This is a genomic window from Mesorhizobium sp. M7A.F.Ce.TU.012.03.2.1, assembly GCF_004006095.1.
Lineage (GTDB): Bacteria > Pseudomonadota > Alphaproteobacteria > Rhizobiales > Rhizobiaceae > Mesorhizobium.
This window is the reverse complement of the sequence record NZ_CP034779.1, coordinates 4,867,956-4,887,529: the sequence shown is the minus strand read 5'-3', so window position 1 is coordinate 4,887,529 and position 19,574 is coordinate 4,867,956. Positions and strand designations below refer to the sequence as shown.

The following is a 19,574-nucleotide window of genomic DNA, read 5'->3' as shown; positions in this document are numbered from 1 at the left end:
GAACTATCGCCAGATGTAGTAAATACGGCCCTCAGACCGCCGAACCATAAAGGTCATAGGCGTCGGCGCGGTCGATCTTGACGGTGACGATATCGCCCTGGCGCAAAGGGCGGCGCGACTGGATATGCACCGAGCCATCGATCTCGGGCGCGTCGTATTTGGTGCGGCCCTTTGCCGACGTGCCATGCGCCTCGTCGATCAGCACCGGCAGGCGCTTGCCGACCTTCTTGGCCAGCTGCGTTGCCGAAATCTTCTGCTGGCGCTGCATGAAACGGTGCCAGCGCGCCTCCTTGATCTCCTGGGGAACCTGTTCGAGACCGAGATCGTTGGAGCGGGCGCCGCGGACCGGCTCGTATTTGAAGCAGCCGGCGCGATCGATCTTGGCCTCGTCGAGCCAGTCGAGCAGCATCTCGAAATCATCGTCCGTCTCGCCGGGAAAGCCGACGATGAAGGTGGAGCGAATGGCCAGATCCGGGCAGACCTCACGCCAGCCGCGAATGCGCTCGAGCGTCTTTTCGCCGTGTGCCGGCCGGCGCATGTTCTTCAATACCTGCGGCGAAGCGTGCTGGAAGGGGATATCCAGGTAAGGAAGGATCTTGCCCTCTGCCATCAACGGGATGACGTCGGCGACATGCGGGTAGGGGTAGACATAGTGCATGCGCACCCAGATGCCGAGCTTGCCCAGTTCCTCGGACAGATCGAGGAATTTTGCGCGCACCTCACGGTCGCCGAACATCGACGTCTGATACTTGATGTCGATGCCGTAGGCGCTGGTGTCCTGTGAGATCACCAGAAGTTCCTTGACCCCAGCCTTGGCCAGTTTCTCGGCCTCGCGCAGCACATCGGCCGCCGGCCGCGAGACGAGGTCGCCACGCAGTGCCGGAATGATGCAAAAGGTACAGCGGTTGTTGCAGCCTTCGGAAATTTTCAGATAGGCGTAGTGGCGCGGCGTCAGCTTGACACCCTGCGGCGGCAAAAGATCGACATAAGGGTCGTGCGAAGGCGGCGCGGCCTCATGCACGGCAGCCATCACGCTCTCATAGGCCTGCGGCCCGGTGATCGCCAGCACATTGGGGTGCTTTTCGCGAATGACGTCCGGCTCTGCGCCCAGGCAACCGGTGACGATCACCCGGCCGTTTTCCGAAAGCGCGGAGCCGATGGCGTTGAGCGACTCGTCGCGAGCGGAATCGAGAAAGCCGCAAGTGTTGACGACGACAAGGTCGGCGCCGTCATGCTTGCGGGCGATTTCGTAACCTTCGGCGCGCAGGCGCGTGATGATGCGCTCCGAATCCACAAGGGCCTTCGGGCATCCAAGACTGACAAAACTCACGCGTGGAGCGGACATAGAGCGTTTCCGGGCTTTTCAGGATTGCCGGCGCAGTACCACACTTATTGCGGCATTGGTATGGGCACGCCCGCGATGCGGCAAAACGCACGGCGGTCTTGCTTCCACGGAGTGAAGATGCCGATGTCCGCCAGCCTCAGCCGACCGCACCGTTTACATGCGGCCAAACCTCCACCGCGCCACGATAGATCATGTCCACAGCCACATAGAAAATGATCAGCAGGCCGACATAGGCAATCCAGCGGTGGCGATGCAGAAGCTTGGCAATGAAAGTCGCGGCCAGCCCCATCAGGGCGATCGACAGCACCAGGCCGATGATCAGTACCGGAAAATGATCACGCGCCGCTCCAGCCACCGCCAGCACGTTGTCGAGCGACATCGACACATCGGCGACGACAATCTGCAAGGCAGCCTGGCCAAGGGTCTTGCGCTTCGTCTTGCCGGCGACCGCCTGGTCGTTGTTGAGGTCCGAATTCGACAGTGCCTCGGTCGCTTCCAATTCATCGGCATGCGACGTACGCAACTCGCGATACATCTTCCAGCAGACCCACAGCAGCAGGATGCCGCCGGCGAGCAGCAGGCCGACGATCGCCAGCAGCTTGACGGTAATTGCGGCAAACCCGATGCGCAGCACCGTTGCCGCCACCACGCCGAGAAGAATCGCCTTCTTGCGTTGTTCGGCTGGCAGGCCGGCCGCGGCGAGGCCGATGACGATCGCATTGTCGCCAGCCAGCACGAGGTCGATGGCGATGACCTGGAGCAGGGCGGTCAGACTGGCAGCGCTGAAAAAAATGTCCATCGACAGGAAGCCCTTGCTGATTTTGCCTAGTGTTCGTCGATTATCCAGAGGCCCTAACTTGGTGGTCCCCTGGCGTCAAGGGATCACGCGGGGCTGCATCACCGAAGCAGCGTTGCGTCAAGCGCCGGCAGCCGGGCAAAACCATGGCCGATCACAAATCAATCGTAGAGATTGTACTTTGCCCAGTCGGCTTCTGGAATCTCGTCCCCGATCCGGTAACGGAGCTGCAGAACTTCCATATGGTCCGGCGCGGTCTGGCACTTGAATTTCAGCCGGTACCACTGCCCCTTGCTGCGAAACGCAGCACCCGAGCTCTTGATTGCATCGGCGTCCATCTCGGGCGTGGCGAAGGCGTAGGCGACGACGCGATCGGCTTTGAACTTGCGATCGTCATGGGTGATGCGGTCGAGCACTTCGGCGTCGCAACGCTGTTCAAGACGGGTTTGGGGATCGAGTTTCATCAGACCGGCGCGCAATGCATTGTCCATTGCGCTGGCTGGAAAACTCAGTGTCACTGACGCCAAGGCGGTCATGCAGAGCTTCTTCATGGGCGGGACAACCAACATATTTTGTCGGAGAAATCAACCGAGCGAACCGCCTCGGACGCCGCGGGAATCTTCAATCATATGGCCGGTGCGTTCAAAATTGCGTGTCGGGATTCGTCGTGCGATGCCTGCGGCCAACGGACCAAAGACGCACGGCCGGCATCGGTGAGATCGTAAAGGCCGCGGTCGACGCGCGCGAACCAGCCATAGACATTGTGCTGCAGGATTTTCGGCGCGATCGGCGTCACCGCCTTCAGATCTCGCGGCCGCCTGGGTCCGTCCACCATGGCGGCAGCGCAGGCGAGGGCGCTTTGGCGATAGGCCGTCATGATCGGATTGCGCGATCCTCCTCCGGCAACCGGATCGCCGCGACGGCGCTGGTGCTCGTCGACCAGACGAGAGCGCCGGCGGGCATTCTTGCGCGGCGCCGGCGCGATCGGGCTGAGAAGCACCTCGACCCGGTCCGTCGCGGTCACACCGAGCAGGCCGAAGCCAAGACGGCGGCAGAGATTGCGGAACCTGGCATCGCTTTCGCGGCCCTTGCCGCGGGCCGACATGCGCGCGGCCAGCCACACCTCGTCGCAGGCCGCCGCGCGATCGACACCTTGCAGCACCAGTTCGAGATTGAACTGCAGCTTCAACTCGCAGATGACGACAACCGGCGGCTCCCCCTCGCGCAACGCAACGACATCGCAGCCGCCGATCTCGCCTTTGACGACGAAGTCGAGGCTTTCGAGGAACCGCTTCACCGGCGCATAGAGTGAGGTTTCGTTCATGCCTCAAGGTTTAGCCGATTCGAAGCGAAAAGCCTTCCCGGGGTTCGGCGTTCCACGGCCCGAAAGCGGATCGGGTGGATACCGCACCGTCGGGCTGTCAGGCTTCGGTGTTCGGCACTGCCCGGTTCGGCAGCTTCCTGCGGCGCAGGAGGGGATAGCCGATCTGACCGAAATAGGTGGAAGGGATCGGATCGTCGACGCCGTACTTTTCCGGCACCTTGTCGCCGGTGGGATTGTAGGTGCCGAACAGCATGTCGAGGAAAGGCAACTGCCCGGCGAAGTTCTTGTCATAGGCTTCGCGCTGGTTGGCATGGTGCCAGCGATGGAACTGCGGGCTGGCGATCAGCCACTTCAAAGGGCCGAACGGAATCCGCACGTTTGAATGCACAAGCAGCGTGTGTCCAAGGTAGATGGTCGAAAAGACAGCGATCGAGGCTTCCGAGAAGCCGAGGAAAAAGATCGGCGTCAGCGATATCGCCTTTGTGACGATGGCGTCGACGGGGTGATTGTGGAAGGCCCCGAGCCAGTCGAGTTCCTCAATGCCGTGGTGAACGGCATGGAACTTCCAAAGCGCGGGGATTTTGTGGAAGGCCCGATGTGTCCAGTAGACGCCGATATCGGTAATCACGATGATTTCGGCAACCTGCAGCCAGACGGGCTGGCCGCTGACGGCCTGCGTTATCGCCGGCGGGACAAGGAGCGCAGCGGCACCGAGCGCGCCTGCCGCCATCATGACGATGGCCAGCTTTATGATGAAGCCGTTGAACAGCAGATAAATCAGATCGACAGCAAACCCCTTGCGGAAGATCTTCTGCGGCCGCTCGGCAAACAGATGTTCGAACGGAATGAAGATCAGCGCGCAGATCAACAGTGCCTTGATGCCAAAGATATCCATCGATTCGCCTCTGCGCGTCGTCTGCGCCTCCGAGAGGAACCACATCTCCCTTTCCAAAGGCTAAAGGCTCTGTAAGGGCGCTAACGCACGGAACGTGCAAGCAATGTCGCCGAACGCAACGGCTCGGAGCAATGGGACCGTCGAACGCGGTTGTTTGACACGGCTTCGAACCGTTCGTGTCCTAGCCGTCAAGACCCCAAAGATCCGGGTTGCGTTTGAAATACTCAATCAGCATCTCGGTGAGCACGCGCACTTTCCGCGTAGGATGCTGCCCCGGCGGGCGTACGACATACGCAGCTCCCGGAGGTATCGGATAGCGTGTCATGATCGGGACCAGCGCGCCGGAGGCCACATGTTCATGTGTAATGCAATCGGGGAGCCAGGCGATGCCGAGACCCGCCGCCGCCGCCGCGGCAAGCGCCGTGGCGCTGTCGGCCTTGAATCTTCCCTGCGGCTGGACCGTAACAATCTTGCCGCCATCCATGAACTGCCAGGCTTCCGTTCCCTGCATGAGGGCCTGATGGGTGACGAGTTCGTCCGGAGTCTCGGGTGATGCGTGCGCTTTGATGTAGTCCGGGCTCGCGACAAGCTTTCCATGGATAGGCCCGACGCGCTTCGCGATCAGGTTGGAGTCCTGAAGGTAGGCGCCCCGGATCGCGCAATCGAAACCCTCTGCGATGAGATCGACGAAGCGATCGCTGTATGAAGTATGGATGTGAAGATTCGGGTGCAGACGCGCCATTTCCGCGAGCACGGGGGCAAAATGGGTCGCGCCGAAAGTAAGCGGCATGGCAACCCTCAGGCGGCCGCGTAGCTCGCCGGTGGGGAAGATCGCTTCCCTGGCCGTATCAATCTCGGCGCTGGCTCGGGCCGCATGATCTCTGAAAGTAATTCCCGCCTCCGTGAGCGCGGCGCCGCGGGTCGTTCGTGCAAGAAGCTGGACGCCAAGCTCCGCCTCAACCCGAAAGAGCCGCCGACTGACGATCGACTTGGAGACGCCGAGTCGGCGGGCGGCGGCCGATACGCCCCCGGCATCGGCCACTACGACGAATGTCTGCAGATCTTCGATGTCCAATCGGCGTTCCTCGTTTCGCGACACAGCTTGCCTGAGTATGGCACTATCGCATCACCAAAAGGAACAGCAAATTGCGTTTCGGCAACGTCGCCCGCTGGCGCATGTCTCCCGAAAACCATGCCGTCCAGACGGCAGAGAAAGGAAGTCTTGATGACCCCTCGTAACGGCCTTGCTTCGCTTCTTCGTCCCGAAGATTCGGTACTCGTTCTTATCGACCACCAGCCCTACCAGCTCTCGAACCTGAACAGCCACGATCCGCATGCAGTGGTCAACAACTCAACGGCCTTGGCAAAGGCCGCGAAGGCCTTCGGCGTTCCCACCATCCTGACGAGCGTCGTTGCCGATCGGGGCGGCCTGATCTTCCCCCACATCACCGACGTATTTCCCGGCCAGGAGGTCATCGACCGGACGTTCATCAATACCTGGGAAGACAGGAAGGTCGTGGACGCGGTCAAGGCGACCGGCCGCAAGCAGCTCATCATCGCTGGCCTGTGGACCGAGATCTGCGTCGCCATGCCGGTTATCCAGGCGTTGGGCGAAGGCTGGGACGTCACGGTCATCGCCGACGCCTCGGGCGGCACGTCGGTCGAAGCGCACGAGGTCGCCATCCAGCGCATGATCGCGGCCGGTGCGAACATGATGACCTGGCTGGCGCTGGCCTCGGAATGGCAGCGCGACTGGGCGCGGACTGAGCACGTCGGGGAGCTGACGGAAGTGCTCAAGCAGCACGTCGCTGGCAGCGGCATCGCGTACCTCTGGGAACAGCAGCTGCTCAACACGCCTGTGCCAAGCACCGCGGGCTGAACTGGGGGAGGTGACGAAAGCTGGAGCGATCCAGCGCCAACAGGCTGGCTGCTTATCGAGCCGCGTCATCCCGCCCCACAAGACGGCCGCCCATGCCTGAATGCAGGGGCGGCCGGTGTCATCAACGATCACTTCCTCCAGCCATTGACCGCGACTTGCAGCCGGCGCAGCCTGACTATCTATCGCCTCATTGAAAGGACCATGGAGATGTTCGGCGGAGCGCTCCCGAGAGGAAATGACAGTCATCCATCCGAACTTCAAAGTGAGCCTGACGCACCGGGCGCTCTGATCGAGACGATGACTCGCAGTTCGGATATATCGACTTGGAACAGAGGACCTTGCAACCAAGCACGAGGTTGTCATCGCGTCTTAGGTACAAACTGCTACCCATGTCTCCGGGCTGGATAATTCGACGTCTGGCGGAGGAAGTGGGATTCGAACCCACGGTGAGCTTGCACCCACGCCGGTTTTCAAGACCGGTGCCTTAAACCGCTCGGCCATTCCTCCAACGTGGTTTATCAACCACTTGGGCAGCGCGGGGCCAACTCGTTTGGCCTGTTGGCACCGGATTGGCACCGAAGGCGTTCCCGGCTGGTTCGCGCTTCATTCCTGTAGAGCGGCATTGTGGGCTGCGTCAACCACCGCTGCGTCGCTTCGTGCTGTCCTGGGCAGACTCTGAGCGTGTCGGGATCGAGCGCCGGGACTAGCGCGGTCCAATGGTGCATGAAGAAGAAGCCCGCCGCGCGCGTTGCCCGAGATGTGAGGCGCTGCAGTGCTTGCATGCAGGGGCCCAGGCAAGGGCGCGATCCGGCTATCGACCGGAACCACCAAGCAGCCGGGCGAGCGGGTTAATCCTCACAGGGCCAACCTCTTGGGACGGCTGCGGTATTTCCCCAAAAGTTTAGTTCGCCAAGGGAACAGCTGCTGGTGAAGAAGGCCGAAGCTGCAATTTGGCTCCGGCCTGAGCGGTCCTCAGTCTTTGCAGCTTTCATCGGCCTTTGCCGCCGCGGCCTTATCACCATGCTGCTGCGCCTCAATGTCCTGCTGCGAGGTTGCGAGATTCTTGTCGCCGCCGCCTTCAGCGCCCGCCAATGGCATTGTGGCGCCATCCTTGGCGGCTGGCTTGCCCGCGCTGTCCGTGGCTTTCGGGGCCTCTAAGGGCGCGTGAGTTCCATCTTTCGAAATGCCGGCGGTCTGCTCGGCATCCGTCCCGGCATTGGAAGCCGACTTGTCCGGGCATGCGGCGATCGCAGACCCGGCAGAAAGTGACATTGCGATCGCGATTGTCAATGAAGCCATTTTCATCATGCTCATCCTTCTGTTCGAGTGCCCTGCGGATGAAACTAGCGGCGCATTTCTTTGTTCCGGACTGTCGGTCCGCTGCCCGACAAAGCCTGTCAACGGGCAGGTATCGCCGGCAGGAGCGAAGCCAGGCTCTCTGTGGCAGAGGGCATCACATCTCTCGCGGGAAGCGCGAAAATCGTTACTTTTCAGAGGGCTCTCGCGGTGGAGACGCCACAATCTTGCCCGGTTGCGGCCACAATCGGTTAATACCGTGATAAGCAATTCCTGCGCACAAAGGATCGGGGTTCGAAGGCGTCGCTGGTATTGGTCGGGTGAGTGTTTCGGCTTCTTCGACGGTTGGATACGACGTCTAGGCAAGACTGAAGGGGACATCAGGAAAATGCAGGCTGTGACGCAACCGCGTCTTCGTCGCGCTGCTGCAGTCGCGTTGTTCGCCATGTCGGCCGCCTTGCTGGCGGCTTGTGCGTCGCAGCCCGAGCCGAAAGCGATGGTCTACAAGAAGACCCGCTCCAAGGAATATTTCGCCGAATCCGAATATGGCGTGAAGGCAAGCCCGCGCGTGATCTCCCAGAATGGGCGCATCCAACGTGGCGGCGGCAGGGATCAGCTCGGCAAACCTTATCAGGTCCGCGGCAAGTGGTATTACCCGAAGGAAGACAAGCGCTACGCCAAGGTCGGCCTGGCCTCCTGGTATGGCGACGCCTTCCATGGCCGGCTTACCGCCAATGGCGAAGTCTACGACATGACCCACCTGACCGCAGCGCACCCGACCATGCCGCTGCCAAGCTATGCCCGCGTCACCAACCTCAAGACCGGCAGTTCGGTCATCGTTCGCGTCAACGATCGCGGCCCATATCACGAAGGCCGCATCATCGATGTGTCGGAGCGCGCTGCCCAGATGCTTGACTATGCCAACACCGGCACCGCTCAGGTGAAGGTCGAATATGTCGGCCGCGCGCCGCTTGACGGCGATGACGACCAATATCTGATGGCTTCCTACCATCCCGGCAACAGAGTGCCCGACCCGTCGGACGGACTGCCGACCGGCGTCATGGTCGCCATGAACGGGCCGTCGCCCAGCCTGCCTGCGGGCAGCGCGGCCGTGCCGTTTCCGGGCCAGTTGACCGATTCCGGTTCTGTCCAGCCGGCCATGTCGGCGCAGCCGTCGGCGTATGGCGATCTGGCGCTTCCCGATTTCGGGCCCATCGTGCCGGAACGCCCGCAGATCAATCTGCCGCCGCAATCGCCGTTTGCCGTGGCCTCGCTGTCCTACGCCGCCGAACGGGTCGAACGCGCCTCAAGTGCCTTCGCTGCGCTGGGTGGCGACGGCATGTCGCCGGCCGACGTGCTTCAATCGTGGAAGCGGCAGCCGCCACCGGCCGGTCCGTCCACCGACTATGTCGCTGCCGGTTCGTTCGAGGACGCCGGAGAAGCCAAGCGTATTGCCGCTCAGCTTGCCGCCTTCGGCAAGATCGAGATCCAGCGTTCGGAACTCGACGGCGAGGATTGGTATTCGGTCAATCTCTATCCCGATGGCCACCGCAATCTGGACGAGATGTTGCAGGCTGCCTGGTCGCATGGCGCTCCCGATGCGCTGGCTGTGCGCAACTGAGCACAAGCCAGGCTGGATTTCCGCTACGCGGTTGATCCGCCGTGCAAAAAGCCCGATACTTTTTGCGGGCTTGCCGGCGGTGCCGGCCAACGGGTCGAACATCATGCAATTTCGCTTGCTCCCGCTCGCCGGGCTTCTGGTTTTTGGCCTGCTGCTGTTTTTCCAGGCTCCGGCCGGTGCACAGCTGTTCGAGACCAAGGCCGCACAGGCCTTCATGATCGACGCCGAGACCGGGACGGTGCTGTTTTCCAAGGATGCCGACAAGCCGATACCGCCGGCCTCGATGGCCAAGCTGATGACCATGGAAGTGGTTTTCAACGCCATCAAGTCTGGTCGCCTGAAGCTCGACGATACGTTCGTTGTCAGCGAAAACGCCTGGCGCAAGGGCGGCGCGCCTTCCGGAACATCCACGATGTTCGCCAAGCTCAAGTCGTCGATCCGGCTCGAAGACCTGATTCAGGGCGTGACCGTGCAGGCGGCCAATGACGGCTGCATCATCATCGCCGAAGGCATGTCGGGATCCGAGGACAATTTTGCCGCGCAGATGACCGAACGGGCCCGCCAGATCGGCCTCAAGACGTCGACTTTCGTCAATTCGACCGGCCTGCCGGCAGATGGCCAACAGACGACCGTGCGCGAGCTGGCGCAGCTCGCCCTGCACCTGTGGCGCGATTATCCGGATTTCTACCGCTATTACGGCCAGAAGGATTTTACCTGGAACAAGATTTCGCAGAGGAACCGCAATCCGCTGCTGGCGATGGACATCGGCGCCGACGGCCTGGCGGTCGGTGCGAGCGAGGCAGCCGGCTTCGGCATCGTCGGTACAGTCAGTCACAACGGCACACGGGTGATCGCGGCGATGAGCGGGTTGGCCTCGGACAAGGAGCGTGCCGAAGAGGCGCGAAAGCTGCTCGACTGGGGTGTCCGCTCGTTCGAGAAGACCGAAATCTTCGCCAGGGACGAGGTGGTTGGAGAAGCCCAGGTTTTTGGCGGCGCCAAGCCCGGGGTGATGCTGAAGGCCAAGGGTCCGATCGACATCTTCCTGCCGATCACCAACCGCGACAAGCTGACGGCCAGGATCGTCTATGACGGCCCGATTGCAGCACCGGTGGAGGAGGGGCAGCCGGTGGGTGCGCTGCGCGTCTGGATCGGCGATACGCTGAGCCAGGAGACGCCGCTTTTCGCAGCCGAATCGATCGGCGTCGGCACGCTGCCGCAGCGCGCTCTCGATGCAGTCAAGGAACTGGCGGTCGGCTGGCTGCGCTAAGGTACGTCGCTCAAATCTGGCCATGGTTTTGGCGAACGACATGCATGAAAGCAAAAAATGACGGCATGGACGTTTGGCCGAACGCGGACTATCTAAAGCGCTACAATCCCATTCAGCCATGGACAAGAAGGCCTCTCGGTTGGCACGCGGTTTTTTCATCACCTTCGAAGGCGGCGAGGGGGCAGGCAAGTCGACGCAGATCGAGCGGCTGGCCAGGAAGATGCGCGCCAAGAAATACGATGTGCTGCTTACCCGCGAACCTGGCGGCTCGCCGGGCGCCGAAGCCGTCAGGCATGTGCTGCTTTCGGGCGCGGCCGAACCGTTCGGACCGAAGATGGAAGCGCTGCTTTTCGCCGCCGCGCGGTCCGATCATGTCGAGCAGCTCATCCGGCCGGCGGTCGAGCGTGGCTACATCGTGCTTTGCGACCGCTTCCTCGATTCCTCGCGCGTCTACCAGGGCGTCACCGGCGGCATCGATCCGGCGTTCATGGATGCGCTGGAGCAGGTCGCCATCAACGGCATGATGCCGGACATGACGCTGATCTTCGACATCGATCCGGCGGAAGGCCTGAGGCGCGCAACGCTGCGGCGCGGCACCGAGGCAGTCGCCGACCGCTTCGAAAAGGAGACGCTGGCGATCCATCAGGCCCGCCGCGAGGCGTTTCTGGCGATCGCCAAGGCCGAGCCGGAGCGCTGCATCGTCGTCGACGCAGCCGCCGAGCCCGACGCGGTCGAGAACGTCGTCACCGCGGCGGTGTTCGCGGCACTGGCGGCGAGAACGCCGGCACGCGACAGGCAGGCAACGCCGGCATGATCTTCGAGCGCATCGCACCCGAGCAGCACGACACGCTGGACGGCGTGCCGGAGCCCGCCGAAACGCCCCTTCTGGTTGGGCACAGCCAAGCTGCGGGCGTGCTCACCGCTGCCTATCGGGCGGGCAAGCTGCCTCATGCGCTGATCTTCTCCGGACCGATCGGCATCGGCAAGGCGACACTGGCCTTCCATCTTGCGCATCATCTGTTGAAGCACCCCGATTTTGCGCAGGCGCCGGAAAGCCTTGCCGCTCCCGATCCGGCTTCGTCGCTGTTTCGCCAGATCGCCACCGGGGCGCATCCTTCCGTGCTGCATCTGACCCGGCCGCTGAACGACAAGACCAAGAGTTTCAAGACAGTCGTCACCGTGGATGAGATACGCAAGGTCAGCCGCTTCCTGTCGCTGACCTCGCACGACGGCAGCTATCGGGTCGTCATCGTCGACCCCGCCGACGACATGAACACCAATGCGGCCAATGCGTTGCTGAAAAATCTTGAAGAGCCGCCGGCACGGACGCTGTTCATCCTGATTGTCCACGCGCCGGGCAGCCTGCTGCCGACAATCCGGTCGCGCTGTCAGGTGGTGCGATTGAACCCGCTCGACGCCGACGACCTGATGACGGTGCTGGAAACGACCGAGCCGGCGCCGCCTGGCGATCCGGCGGCTCGCGCGGCACTGGTCGGGCGGGCAGGGGGCAGCGCCCGCAACGCGATCCTGTTGACGCAGTATGGCGGGCTGGAGATCGCCTCCACGCTCGACGCTCTGGTCACCGGCAGAAAGAGCGATGTCGGCGGCGCGTTTCGCCTCGCCGAAGCCGTGGCCGGCCGCGATCAGGCGATCCAGTTCGATATCTTCAACCGCCGGGCGCTGGACCTGTTGTCGGACGCGGCAAGTCAGGCAGCACTGGCGGGCGATCTCGCACGGGCCAAAAAATTGTCGGACACTTGGCATGAGGCGCTGGACGCTATATCTGAGACCGATACCTACAATCTCGACAAGAAGCAGCACGCCCTGATCATGATCGACCGCCTGAATTCTGCAATGCGAATGTGACGGTTTTCCCGATGCATGCCGTTGTCCCCAAAACCGGGGCCACTTTTGGGCGGCATGCATTGGCATCGGGATGGCAAATGCTGCCTCGATACGATATCCACCGCCACGCCTTTCCATTCAGACATTCATGACGGTTCATTCATGTCACGCGACAAATTCTACATCACCACCCCGATCTTTTATCCGAACGGCAAGCCGCATATCGGCCACGCCTATACGGTCATTGCAACCGATGCCCTGGCGCGCTTCCAGCGCCTGGATGGCAAGGACGTATTCTTCCTGACCGGTACCGACGAACACGGTCTGAAGATGCAGCAAACGGCCGAGAAGGAGGGCATAACGCCGCTGGCGCTGGCCGACCGCAATTCGGCGATTTTCCGCGCCATGACCGAGGCGATGGGTGGCTCGAACGACGACTACATCCGCACGACGGAACCGCGCCACTACGAATCCTGCCAGGCAATCTGGAAGGCGATGGCCGCCAATGGCGACATCTATCTCGACCGCTATAGCGGCTGGTACTCGGTTCGCCAGGAAGCCTATTTCGACGAAGGTGAGACGATCGTCGGCGACGACGGCGTGCGTCGCGAACCGCTTGGATCGCCCGTCGAATGGAACGAGGAAGAAAGCTACTTCTTCAGGCTTTCCGCCTATCAGGACAAATTGCTGGCGCTTTATGAGAGCCAGCCCGACTTTGTCGGTCCGACCGAGCGCCGCAACGAGGTGCTCAGCTTCGTCAAGTCCGGGCTGAAGGATCTGTCGATCTCGCGCACGACCTTCAAATGGGGCGTGCCGGTGCCGGGCGACGACAAGCATGTGATGTATGTCTGGGTCGATGCCTTGACCAACTACATCACCGCCGCCGGCTATCCCGACACAAAGGCCGAGCAATGGCGCTATTGGCCGGCTACGCACATCATCGGCAAGGACATTGTCCGCTTCCACGCGGTCTATTGGCCGGCCTTTCTGATGTCGGCGGGCATCGAGTTGCCAAAGCGCGTTTTCGCGCATGGCTTCCTGTTCAACCGCGGCGAGAAGATGTCGAAATCGGTTGGCAACGTCGTGGATCCATTCGCGATGGTCGAGCACTACGGTCTCGACCAGGTGCGCTACTTCTTCCTGCGCGAGGTGCCCTTCGGCAACGACGGCAGCTACAGCCATGACGCGATCGTCAACCGCACCAATGCCGACCTTGCCAATGGTCTCGGCAACCTGGCGCAGCGCTCGCTGTCGATGATCGCCAAGAACTGCGGCGGCGTGGTGCCACAGCGCAGCGACCTGACGGATGCCGACAGCGCGATCCTGGACCAGGCCGTCGCCGCTCTCGACACCGCGCGCAAGGCGATGGCCGAGCAGGGCATCCATCTGGCGCTGGCGTCGATCTTCGGCGTGGTGGCGGAAGCCGATCGCTACTTTGCCGGAGAGGCGCCATGGGCGTTGAAGAAGACCAATCCGGAGCGCATGGAAACCGTGCTGTGGACGACCGCCGAGGTCGTGCGCCGCGTGGCGGTGCTGTGTCAGCCCTTTACTCCGGGATCAGCCGCGAAACTGCTCGATCTGCTGGCGGTGCCGGCGGACAGCCGCGACTTCGTGCATGTCCACGCGGACCATGCGCTGGTGCCGGGCACCGCGTTACCCGTGCCGGAAGGGGTTTTTCCACGTTACGTCGAACAGCCGGACGCGAACGTCTGATGCTCGTCGACAGCCACTGCCATCTGGATTTTCCAGATTTCGCCGAGGAGCGGGCTTCCATTGTCGCTCGCGCCAAGGCGGCCGGTATAGGCCGCATGGTGACGATCTCAACTCGCGTGAAGAGATTTCAGCAAATCCATGAAATCGCAGAGACTTTTGACGAAGTATACTGTTCGGTCGGCACCCATCCGCACAATGCCGCGGAAGAGCTCGACGTAACATCTGCCGATCTCGTGCGGCTGGCCGCCCACCCGAAAGTGGTGGCGATCGGCGAGGCCGGTCTCGACTATTTTTATGACAAAGCGCCACGCGATGCACAGGCGCAAGGCTTTCGCAATCACATCGCCGCCGCACGCGAAACGGGGCTGCCGCTGGTCATCCATTCGCGCGATGCCGATGCAGATATGGCTGATATTCTTGAGGCCGAAACGGGGAAGGGCACCTTCCCCTTCATCCTGCACTGCTTTTCTTCCGGGCGTCGGCTTGCCGAAATTGGCGTCGCTCTCGGCGGCTACGTGTCGTTCTCGGGTATCCTCACCTTCAAGAATTCGGCTGAGTTGCGCGCCATTGCCGCCGATGTGCCGCATGACCGGCTGCTGGTCGAAACCGACGCGCCCTACCTGGCGCCCGTGCCGTTTCGCGGCAAACGCAACGAGCCGGCCTATGTCGCCCATACCGCCAAGGTGCTGGCCGAAACCATCGGCGTCAGCGAAGCTGAAATCGCCGATCTGACGACGGATAATTTCTTCCGGCTGTTCGGCAAGATGTCGCGGCCTGTAGAGCAAAGCGCCTGAACGATGACCGACCGGCTGCGCCTCACCATTCTCGGCTGCGGCTCGTCGCCAGGTACGCCGCGCATCACCGGCGACTGGGGCAATTGCGACCCCGACAACCCGAAGAACCGGCGCACGCGTGCCGCCGCACTCGTCGAGCGGATCGCGTCGAATGGCGGCCGCACGACTGTGGTCATCGACACGGGGCCGGATTTTCGGCAGCAGATGCTGCTGGCCGGCGTTAAACGTATCGATTCGGTCGTCTATACCCACCCGCATGCCGACCATATCCATGGCATCGACGATCTGCGCGGTTTCGTTCTCGATCAGCGCCAGCTCATCGACGTCCATGCCGACAGGGCGACGATGCTTCGCTTGCGGGAAGCGTTCGGATACTGTTTCGAGACGCCGCAAGGCAGTTCCTATCCGCCGATTGTCAGGCCGCATCTCATCGACCACACCAAGCCGGTGGTCATCGAAGGAGAGGGGGGTACCCTCACCCTCGAGCCGCTGCCGCAGATCCACGGCGACATCGTATCGCTCGGTTTCCGCATCGGCGGCCTCGCCTATTGCCCCGACATCAGCGACTTTCCGGAGCCCACCGCCGAACGGCTGCGCGCCCTCGACGTGCTGATCATCGACGCGCTGCAATACCGGACGCATCCTAGTCATTTGTCCCTTGGCGAAGCGCTTGATTGGATCGAGCGGCTGGCGCCGATACATGCGGTGCTGACGCATATGCACGTGCCGCTCGACTACGCAACGGTGGTGGCCGAGACACCAGCCAATGTCGAACCAGCCTATGATGGGATGATGATTGAAATCCCTTACGAATCAGCGTGAAAGAAACAGAACTTCATGACCGGCTCCAGGGCTCGCGTACCCAAAGCGCTGCCGATGCCGGTATGCATGACGACGTGACCTCACCGTATCGGATACGCTGCCCGGCACACGGCCATCACAGTATCGCGAAGCCAGCGATGGGCCGGGTCGGCGTCCATTCGCGGATGCCACATCGCCGATATCTTGAACTCCGGCGTGGGGACCGGGACTTCGAAGGTCGCAAGACCCGACGTGACAGCGAGATCGCCCGTCAAGCTGTTGCCCAGGCATGAATGCGGCACCAGCGCGACCAGATCCGATTGGCGTGCGATCCGCATTGCATCCGGATATCCAGGCACGACGACCCTTATCGCCCGTTTAAGCCCCAGCTTCTCCAGGGCGGCATCGACGGGCTCGATTCTCTCCCCATCCTTGGACGCCAAGACATGGTCGCAGGCGGCATATCTTTCTGCGGTCACCGCCGCGCGCTCGAGAAGAGGATGTCCAATTCGGGCAACGCCAACAAGCTTGTCATGGAACAGGAACTGGGTGCGTATCTCCGGCGCGGACGTTCCAAGCAGGCCGATCTCCAGATCAATGAGCCCCTCCCTTAGCGGCCGCGCGTCCTTGTCAGGTTTGGGGACAAAGCGAAGGCAGATCCGTGGGGCTGCCCGAGTGACCGCGGCCACGACGGGGCCAGACAGAAATTCCAGAAATGCCTCGCTCACTCGGACGGTAAATGCCAGTTCGAGCGACGCGACGTCCATATGCGTGATCTGCGGCCGGAGCACTGCTTGCACGTCCCGCGCAAGCTCATGGACGCGCTCGCGCAGTTCGGCAGCGCGCGGTGTCGGCACCAGGCCTCGCCCGGCGCGAACGAGCAGCGGGTCGCCTGTTGCTGCCCGAAGTCGCGTGAGCGTCCGGCTCATGGCCGATGCGCTCAAGCCGAGGCGACGGGCTGCCCCTGTCACGCTGCCCTCGGCGAGCAGCACATCCAGTGCGACGAGAAGGTTCAGGTCCACATCAACATTGGTCATGACCTGAGCCTATCCCAGCCGCGTCGCCAGACATAGCGTTTGATGCAACCATACTTTGACTTTGATGCGTCTGGCGCCCTGCGCACGGCCGCTTATATCGGCTGTCGGACCAACATCGAAAGCTACCAACTCTCATGCCCAAACACATTCCGAGCGACCCAGCTCGCACAATCCTCCTCATTGGCGCATCGCGGGGCCTCGGCCATGCCATGCCGGCCGAGTTCCTGAAAAAGGGATGGAATGTCGTCGGCACAGTTCGCGGCGGCGGAACCCGGACCTTGCTGCACGATCTGGCAGACGAGCATGCTGGCCGGGTCGAGATAGAGACCCTGGACATCTGCGAGCCCGACCAGATTGCGGGCCTGCGCCAGCGCCTGACCGGCAGGATGTGTTCGTTAACGCAGGAACGACGAACAACGAAACGGATACGGTCGGGCAGGTTACGACGGACGAATTCATCCGGGTCATGCTCACGAACGCGCTGAGCCCATTACGCGTGATCGAGAGCCTCGATGATCTTGTCGAGGCGTTTGGGTTGATTGGCGTGATGTCGTCTGGACAGGGCAGCGTCAGCAACAACACGACCGGCCAGCTGTTGTAAAAGAGAGGGGCTCTGACCACCGATCAAGCTGAAATCCACTATAAATCAGCATGATGCGAATAAACCCTCATACGGTCTTCCGGCTCCTTGACGCAAATATCAGCAGCGTTCCGATCCGCTCGTAGCCCATCCGGGGATAAAGCAGCGCCCCGGCGTGGGTTGCAGCCAGCGCCGAGTACCTCGACCCACGCGCCCGATCGTCGTGCAACATTCTCGACATCAAAGCCTGGCCAATGCCGCGACGCCGGTGCGACGGCTCGACATACATGCTCGAACACCATGTGGCTCCCAGGGCATCAAGGCTGCGTACGCGCCCAACGATATCGGCGCCATCGACTGCCACATACTGACGGAATGGCGCGCTGTCGCCGAGCAAATCGTCTGGGATCGGCTGCCTGCGGATGATCTTTCCCAACTGCGCCGCCCGTTCGGCTGTCTGCACGCGTTCGATCGAAGCAACCGCCGGCGGGCTGGGAATCCGGCGCAATCGGTGGACAAAAAAGCCTTCGGTCCGAAGCAGCCGGTAGCCGAGAGCTTTGTAGGCGGTTCGTGTGTCGGCCCGTCCGGATCCTCGTGGGCGATCACAACGGAAATGGCAAAGCCCGGCCGTGCATGCTGCCGCACGATGGCATCGGCCTCTTGAGCGGCGACGTCATGGACGACCCATTCTTCGCCGCGGTAGTCGCGAGGATTCTTGCGCTCGGCGTCGCGCATCAGCCACAACGGCCCAACACGGCTGGCCACGTAAGGAAAGGTGCGGCTTCTGTCGGCGCTGAAGCCTTGCACGAACACTTCAATCGCCGCTTCGATCTCGCTGTTTGCCATCTTCATCTAGACAGCCTAGCGTTGGCTATTCGCCCAAGGCAAGACGCCACGAACGCTCAAGCCTATGAGAATCAGCGGCAATTTACAGTTCCTGGCCCATGTGTTAGTTCCATAATCTATCTTATGCGACTTCCTGATGTGGCGGCGATAGAGTCGCCACGGGCCTTGGATTCAGATGCGCCTCTGGTAAGAACCTCTCTCATGGAAACCCTTGAGGCTCAGAAACCCAGAGTATCGGTTCGCAAGCGTGCGGCTGCGGTCAAATCGTTTCGCTGCAAGAACTTGGTAGCCGTTGTCGAAGATCCGAATGATATCAGGAACATCGGAACGGTAATTCGAAACGCAAATGCCCTCGGCGTTGAAAGAGTCTATATCGTCGATCCACGCAAAGCACTTCCTGATGACTGGCAGCAAATGCGCCAACGGAAATCGCTTTCGGAAACGTCTGTATCAGCCGTCAAATGGACGTTTGTGAAACGATTCGACAGCACTGACGCCTGCCTCAGCCATCTGGAAAAACATGGCTTTGTGTCCGTCGTCACGTCGCCGCATATAAAGGGAAAGACCAGCGTTTTCCTGCACGAGGGCGATTATACCCAGCACACCAAACTCGCTGTCTGGTTCGGCAATGAGAAACGGGGCATCAGCACCCTCGCGGTCGAGCGCAGCGAGATGTGCGTAGCAATTCCAATGTTCGGGATGATCGAGAGCCTAAACCTCGGAACCAGTTCGGGTATCGTACTCTACGAAATCGCGAAACAGCGACGCGAGTATCAGAGCAAATACCGCCGCGGTAGCCGGAAGGGAAAACGCGCTGAGCCACTACCTACTGTAATGCGTCGCGAAATTGGCGGCTTTGCTTCGAGCGAAACCGAAGGACAGACCTGAGCTGACGCGAAGCTCAACCGACCGTTGGCCGGCTCTACTTCCGTATAATGGCTCCGGATGTGCGGCTGTCGGCGGCGCGCTCGACCCGTTTCAGTTTGTGGGGCGATCTCGCCCCTACTCCAGCATGACCACGGCTTCCACCTCGAAAAGCATGGGGTCGATTGCAAGCTTGGGAACGGGAACCAGTGTCTGCGCCGGCAGCGCCTCGCCGAACATGTCCTTGACGTTCCTGGTCAACACATCGAGCTTGGACATGTCGTGGTCGACCACGAAGACCGTGAGCTTCGCCACCTGATCCGGCCTGGCGCCGATGCCCTCGAGCGCCGCATGCAAATTTGCGTAGGCCTGCTTAACCTGGACAGCGAAATCGGGTGACAAGGCTCCTGTGCTGTCGCCCTGCCCGGAGATGTAGGCAATCCGAGCTCCGCGCGGTGCGATCACGGCGGTGCTGTAGCCATTCGGCGACGGGTCGTAGAGCGTCTGTGGATTGACGATGGTCAGCTTGAGGTCGTTCCCAGTCGCTGTAGCCGCAGCGGAAACTGCCATGGTCATGATGATTAGCCCTCCGGTAAGCAGATGCTTGATTGCGCGTGACATGATTTCTCCTGGCTCTGCTGACTGCGAATAACGCACTCGCGGCCGGCATG

Annotated in this window: 20 protein-coding genes and 1 tRNA gene; 10 read left to right on the top strand and 11 right to left on the bottom strand. The window is 61.6% G+C overall.

Features of this window, described 5'->3' with window-relative positions; translation table 11 throughout:
* Nucleotides 1-31 precede the first annotated feature (31 nt).
* From rimO to EJ079_RS24135, 6 genes are all read right to left on the bottom strand, one after another.
* Complete coding sequence (rimO, locus tag EJ079_RS24160; protein ID WP_127380321.1) at nt 32-1,345, bottom strand: 30S ribosomal protein S12 methylthiotransferase RimO; 1,314 nt, start codon at nt 1,343-1,345, stop codon at nt 32-34.
* A gap of 136 nt (nt 1,346-1,481) precedes the next feature.
* Entirely contained in the window at nt 1,482-2,144 is a 663-nt protein-coding gene (locus EJ079_RS24155; protein WP_127271063.1) for a TerC family protein, read from the bottom strand.
* 158 nt (nt 2,145-2,302) lie between these two features.
* On the bottom strand, nt 2,303-2,710 hold the full coding sequence (locus EJ079_RS24150; protein WP_164873846.1) for a DUF930 domain-containing protein: 408 nt from the start codon (nt 2,708-2,710) through the stop codon (nt 2,303-2,305).
* A gap of 56 nt (nt 2,711-2,766) precedes the next feature.
* Nucleotides 2,767-3,465: a DUF2161 domain-containing phosphodiesterase gene (locus tag EJ079_RS24145; protein WP_127810369.1), complete on the bottom strand. Its 699-nt coding sequence runs from the start codon at nt 3,463-3,465 to the stop codon at nt 2,767-2,769.
* Nucleotides 3,466-3,562: 97 nt separating this feature from the next.
* On the bottom strand, nt 3,563-4,360 hold the full coding sequence (locus EJ079_RS24140) for a sterol desaturase family protein (protein ID WP_127380380.1): 798 nt from the start codon (nt 4,358-4,360) through the stop codon (nt 3,563-3,565).
* 181 nt (nt 4,361-4,541) lie between these two features.
* On the bottom strand, nt 4,542-5,435 hold the full coding sequence (locus EJ079_RS24135) for a LysR family transcriptional regulator (RefSeq protein ID WP_127810368.1): 894 nt from the start codon (nt 5,433-5,435) through the stop codon (nt 4,542-4,544).
* A 150-nt stretch (nt 5,436-5,585) separates the two neighbouring features.
* Between EJ079_RS24135 and EJ079_RS24130 the strand changes: the two genes are divergently transcribed.
* Entirely contained in the window at nt 5,586-6,239 is a 654-nt protein-coding gene (locus EJ079_RS24130; RefSeq protein WP_127395985.1) for a hydrolase, read from the top strand.
* A gap of 417 nt (nt 6,240-6,656) precedes the next feature.
* Here EJ079_RS24130 and EJ079_RS24125 read toward each other — a convergent pair.
* Both EJ079_RS24125 and EJ079_RS24120 read right to left on the bottom strand, forming a co-directional pair.
* Nucleotides 6,657-6,746, bottom strand: a tRNA-Ser gene (locus tag EJ079_RS24125).
* 465 nt (nt 6,747-7,211) lie between these two features.
* On the bottom strand, nt 7,212-7,547 hold the full coding sequence (locus EJ079_RS24120; RefSeq protein WP_127409082.1) for a hypothetical protein: 336 nt from the start codon (nt 7,545-7,547) through the stop codon (nt 7,212-7,214).
* A gap of 376 nt (nt 7,548-7,923) precedes the next feature.
* Between EJ079_RS24120 and EJ079_RS24115 the strand changes: the two genes are divergently transcribed.
* From EJ079_RS24115 to EJ079_RS24085, 7 genes are all read left to right on the top strand, one after another.
* Nucleotides 7,924-9,156 carry a septal ring lytic transglycosylase RlpA family protein gene (locus tag EJ079_RS24115; protein WP_127810367.1) on the top strand — a complete coding sequence of 411 codons (1,233 nt, stop codon included), beginning with the start codon at nt 7,924-7,926 and terminating at the stop codon, nt 9,154-9,156.
* A 103-nt stretch (nt 9,157-9,259) separates the two neighbouring features.
* Nucleotides 9,260-10,423, top strand: a complete 1,164-nt coding sequence (locus EJ079_RS24110) for a D-alanyl-D-alanine carboxypeptidase family protein (RefSeq protein ID WP_174800326.1) — start codon at nt 9,260-9,262, stop codon at nt 10,421-10,423.
* A 139-nt stretch (nt 10,424-10,562) separates the two neighbouring features.
* The gene (gene tmk / locus EJ079_RS24105; protein WP_164873845.1) at nt 10,563-11,237 is read left to right on the top strand and encodes a dTMP kinase; all 675 of its coding nucleotides are present in this window, start codon (nt 10,563-10,565) and stop codon (nt 11,235-11,237) included.
* Nucleotides 11,234-12,289 carry a DNA polymerase III subunit delta' gene (locus tag EJ079_RS24100; RefSeq protein ID WP_127810364.1) on the top strand — a complete coding sequence of 352 codons (1,056 nt, stop codon included), beginning with the start codon at nt 11,234-11,236 and terminating at the stop codon, nt 12,287-12,289. Before tmk ends, EJ079_RS24100 begins: the two co-directional genes overlap by 4 nt.
* Before the next feature lie 141 nt (nt 12,290-12,430).
* A complete protein-coding gene (metG, locus tag EJ079_RS24095) occupies nt 12,431-13,981 on the top strand; it encodes a methionine--tRNA ligase (protein WP_127397802.1) in 1,551 nt (516 codons plus the stop codon).
* Entirely contained in the window at nt 13,981-14,775 is a 795-nt protein-coding gene (locus EJ079_RS24090) for a TatD family hydrolase (RefSeq protein ID WP_127397803.1), read from the top strand. Before metG ends, EJ079_RS24090 begins: the two co-directional genes overlap by 1 nt.
* Before the next feature lie 3 nt (nt 14,776-14,778).
* Nucleotides 14,779-15,597: an MBL fold metallo-hydrolase gene (locus EJ079_RS24085; RefSeq protein ID WP_127328993.1), complete on the top strand. Its 819-nt coding sequence runs from the start codon at nt 14,779-14,781 to the stop codon at nt 15,595-15,597.
* An 80-nt stretch (nt 15,598-15,677) separates the two neighbouring features.
* On the opposite strand, the gene EJ079_RS24080 is transcribed toward EJ079_RS24085, so the two are convergent.
* Entirely contained in the window at nt 15,678-16,613 is a 936-nt protein-coding gene (locus EJ079_RS24080) for a LysR family transcriptional regulator (RefSeq protein ID WP_127810363.1), read from the bottom strand.
* 388 nt (nt 16,614-17,001) lie between these two features.
* On the opposite strand from EJ079_RS24080, the gene EJ079_RS33535 reads away from it, so the two are divergent.
* Nucleotides 17,002-17,214: a hypothetical protein gene (locus tag EJ079_RS33535; protein ID WP_174800325.1), complete on the top strand. Its 213-nt coding sequence runs from the start codon at nt 17,002-17,004 to the stop codon at nt 17,212-17,214.
* Between the two features lie 67 nt (nt 17,215-17,281).
* Here the strand turns inward: EJ079_RS33535 and EJ079_RS34000 are convergent, their stop codons facing one another.
* Nucleotides 17,282-17,656, bottom strand: coding sequence for a GNAT family N-acetyltransferase (locus EJ079_RS34000; protein WP_245481725.1), 375 nt, complete (start codon nt 17,654-17,656; stop codon nt 17,282-17,284).
* A gap of 584 nt (nt 17,657-18,240) precedes the next feature.
* On the opposite strand from EJ079_RS34000, the gene EJ079_RS24065 reads away from it, so the two are divergent.
* Nucleotides 18,241-18,927 carry an RNA methyltransferase gene (locus EJ079_RS24065; RefSeq protein WP_127320803.1) on the top strand — a complete coding sequence of 229 codons (687 nt, stop codon included), beginning with the start codon at nt 18,241-18,243 and terminating at the stop codon, nt 18,925-18,927.
* 114 nt (nt 18,928-19,041) lie between these two features.
* Here EJ079_RS24065 and EJ079_RS24060 read toward each other — a convergent pair whose 3' ends face one another.
* On the bottom strand, nt 19,042-19,524 hold the full coding sequence (locus tag EJ079_RS24060; RefSeq protein WP_127810362.1) for a RidA family protein: 483 nt from the start codon (nt 19,522-19,524) through the stop codon (nt 19,042-19,044).
* Nucleotides 19,525-19,574 lie beyond the last annotated feature (50 nt).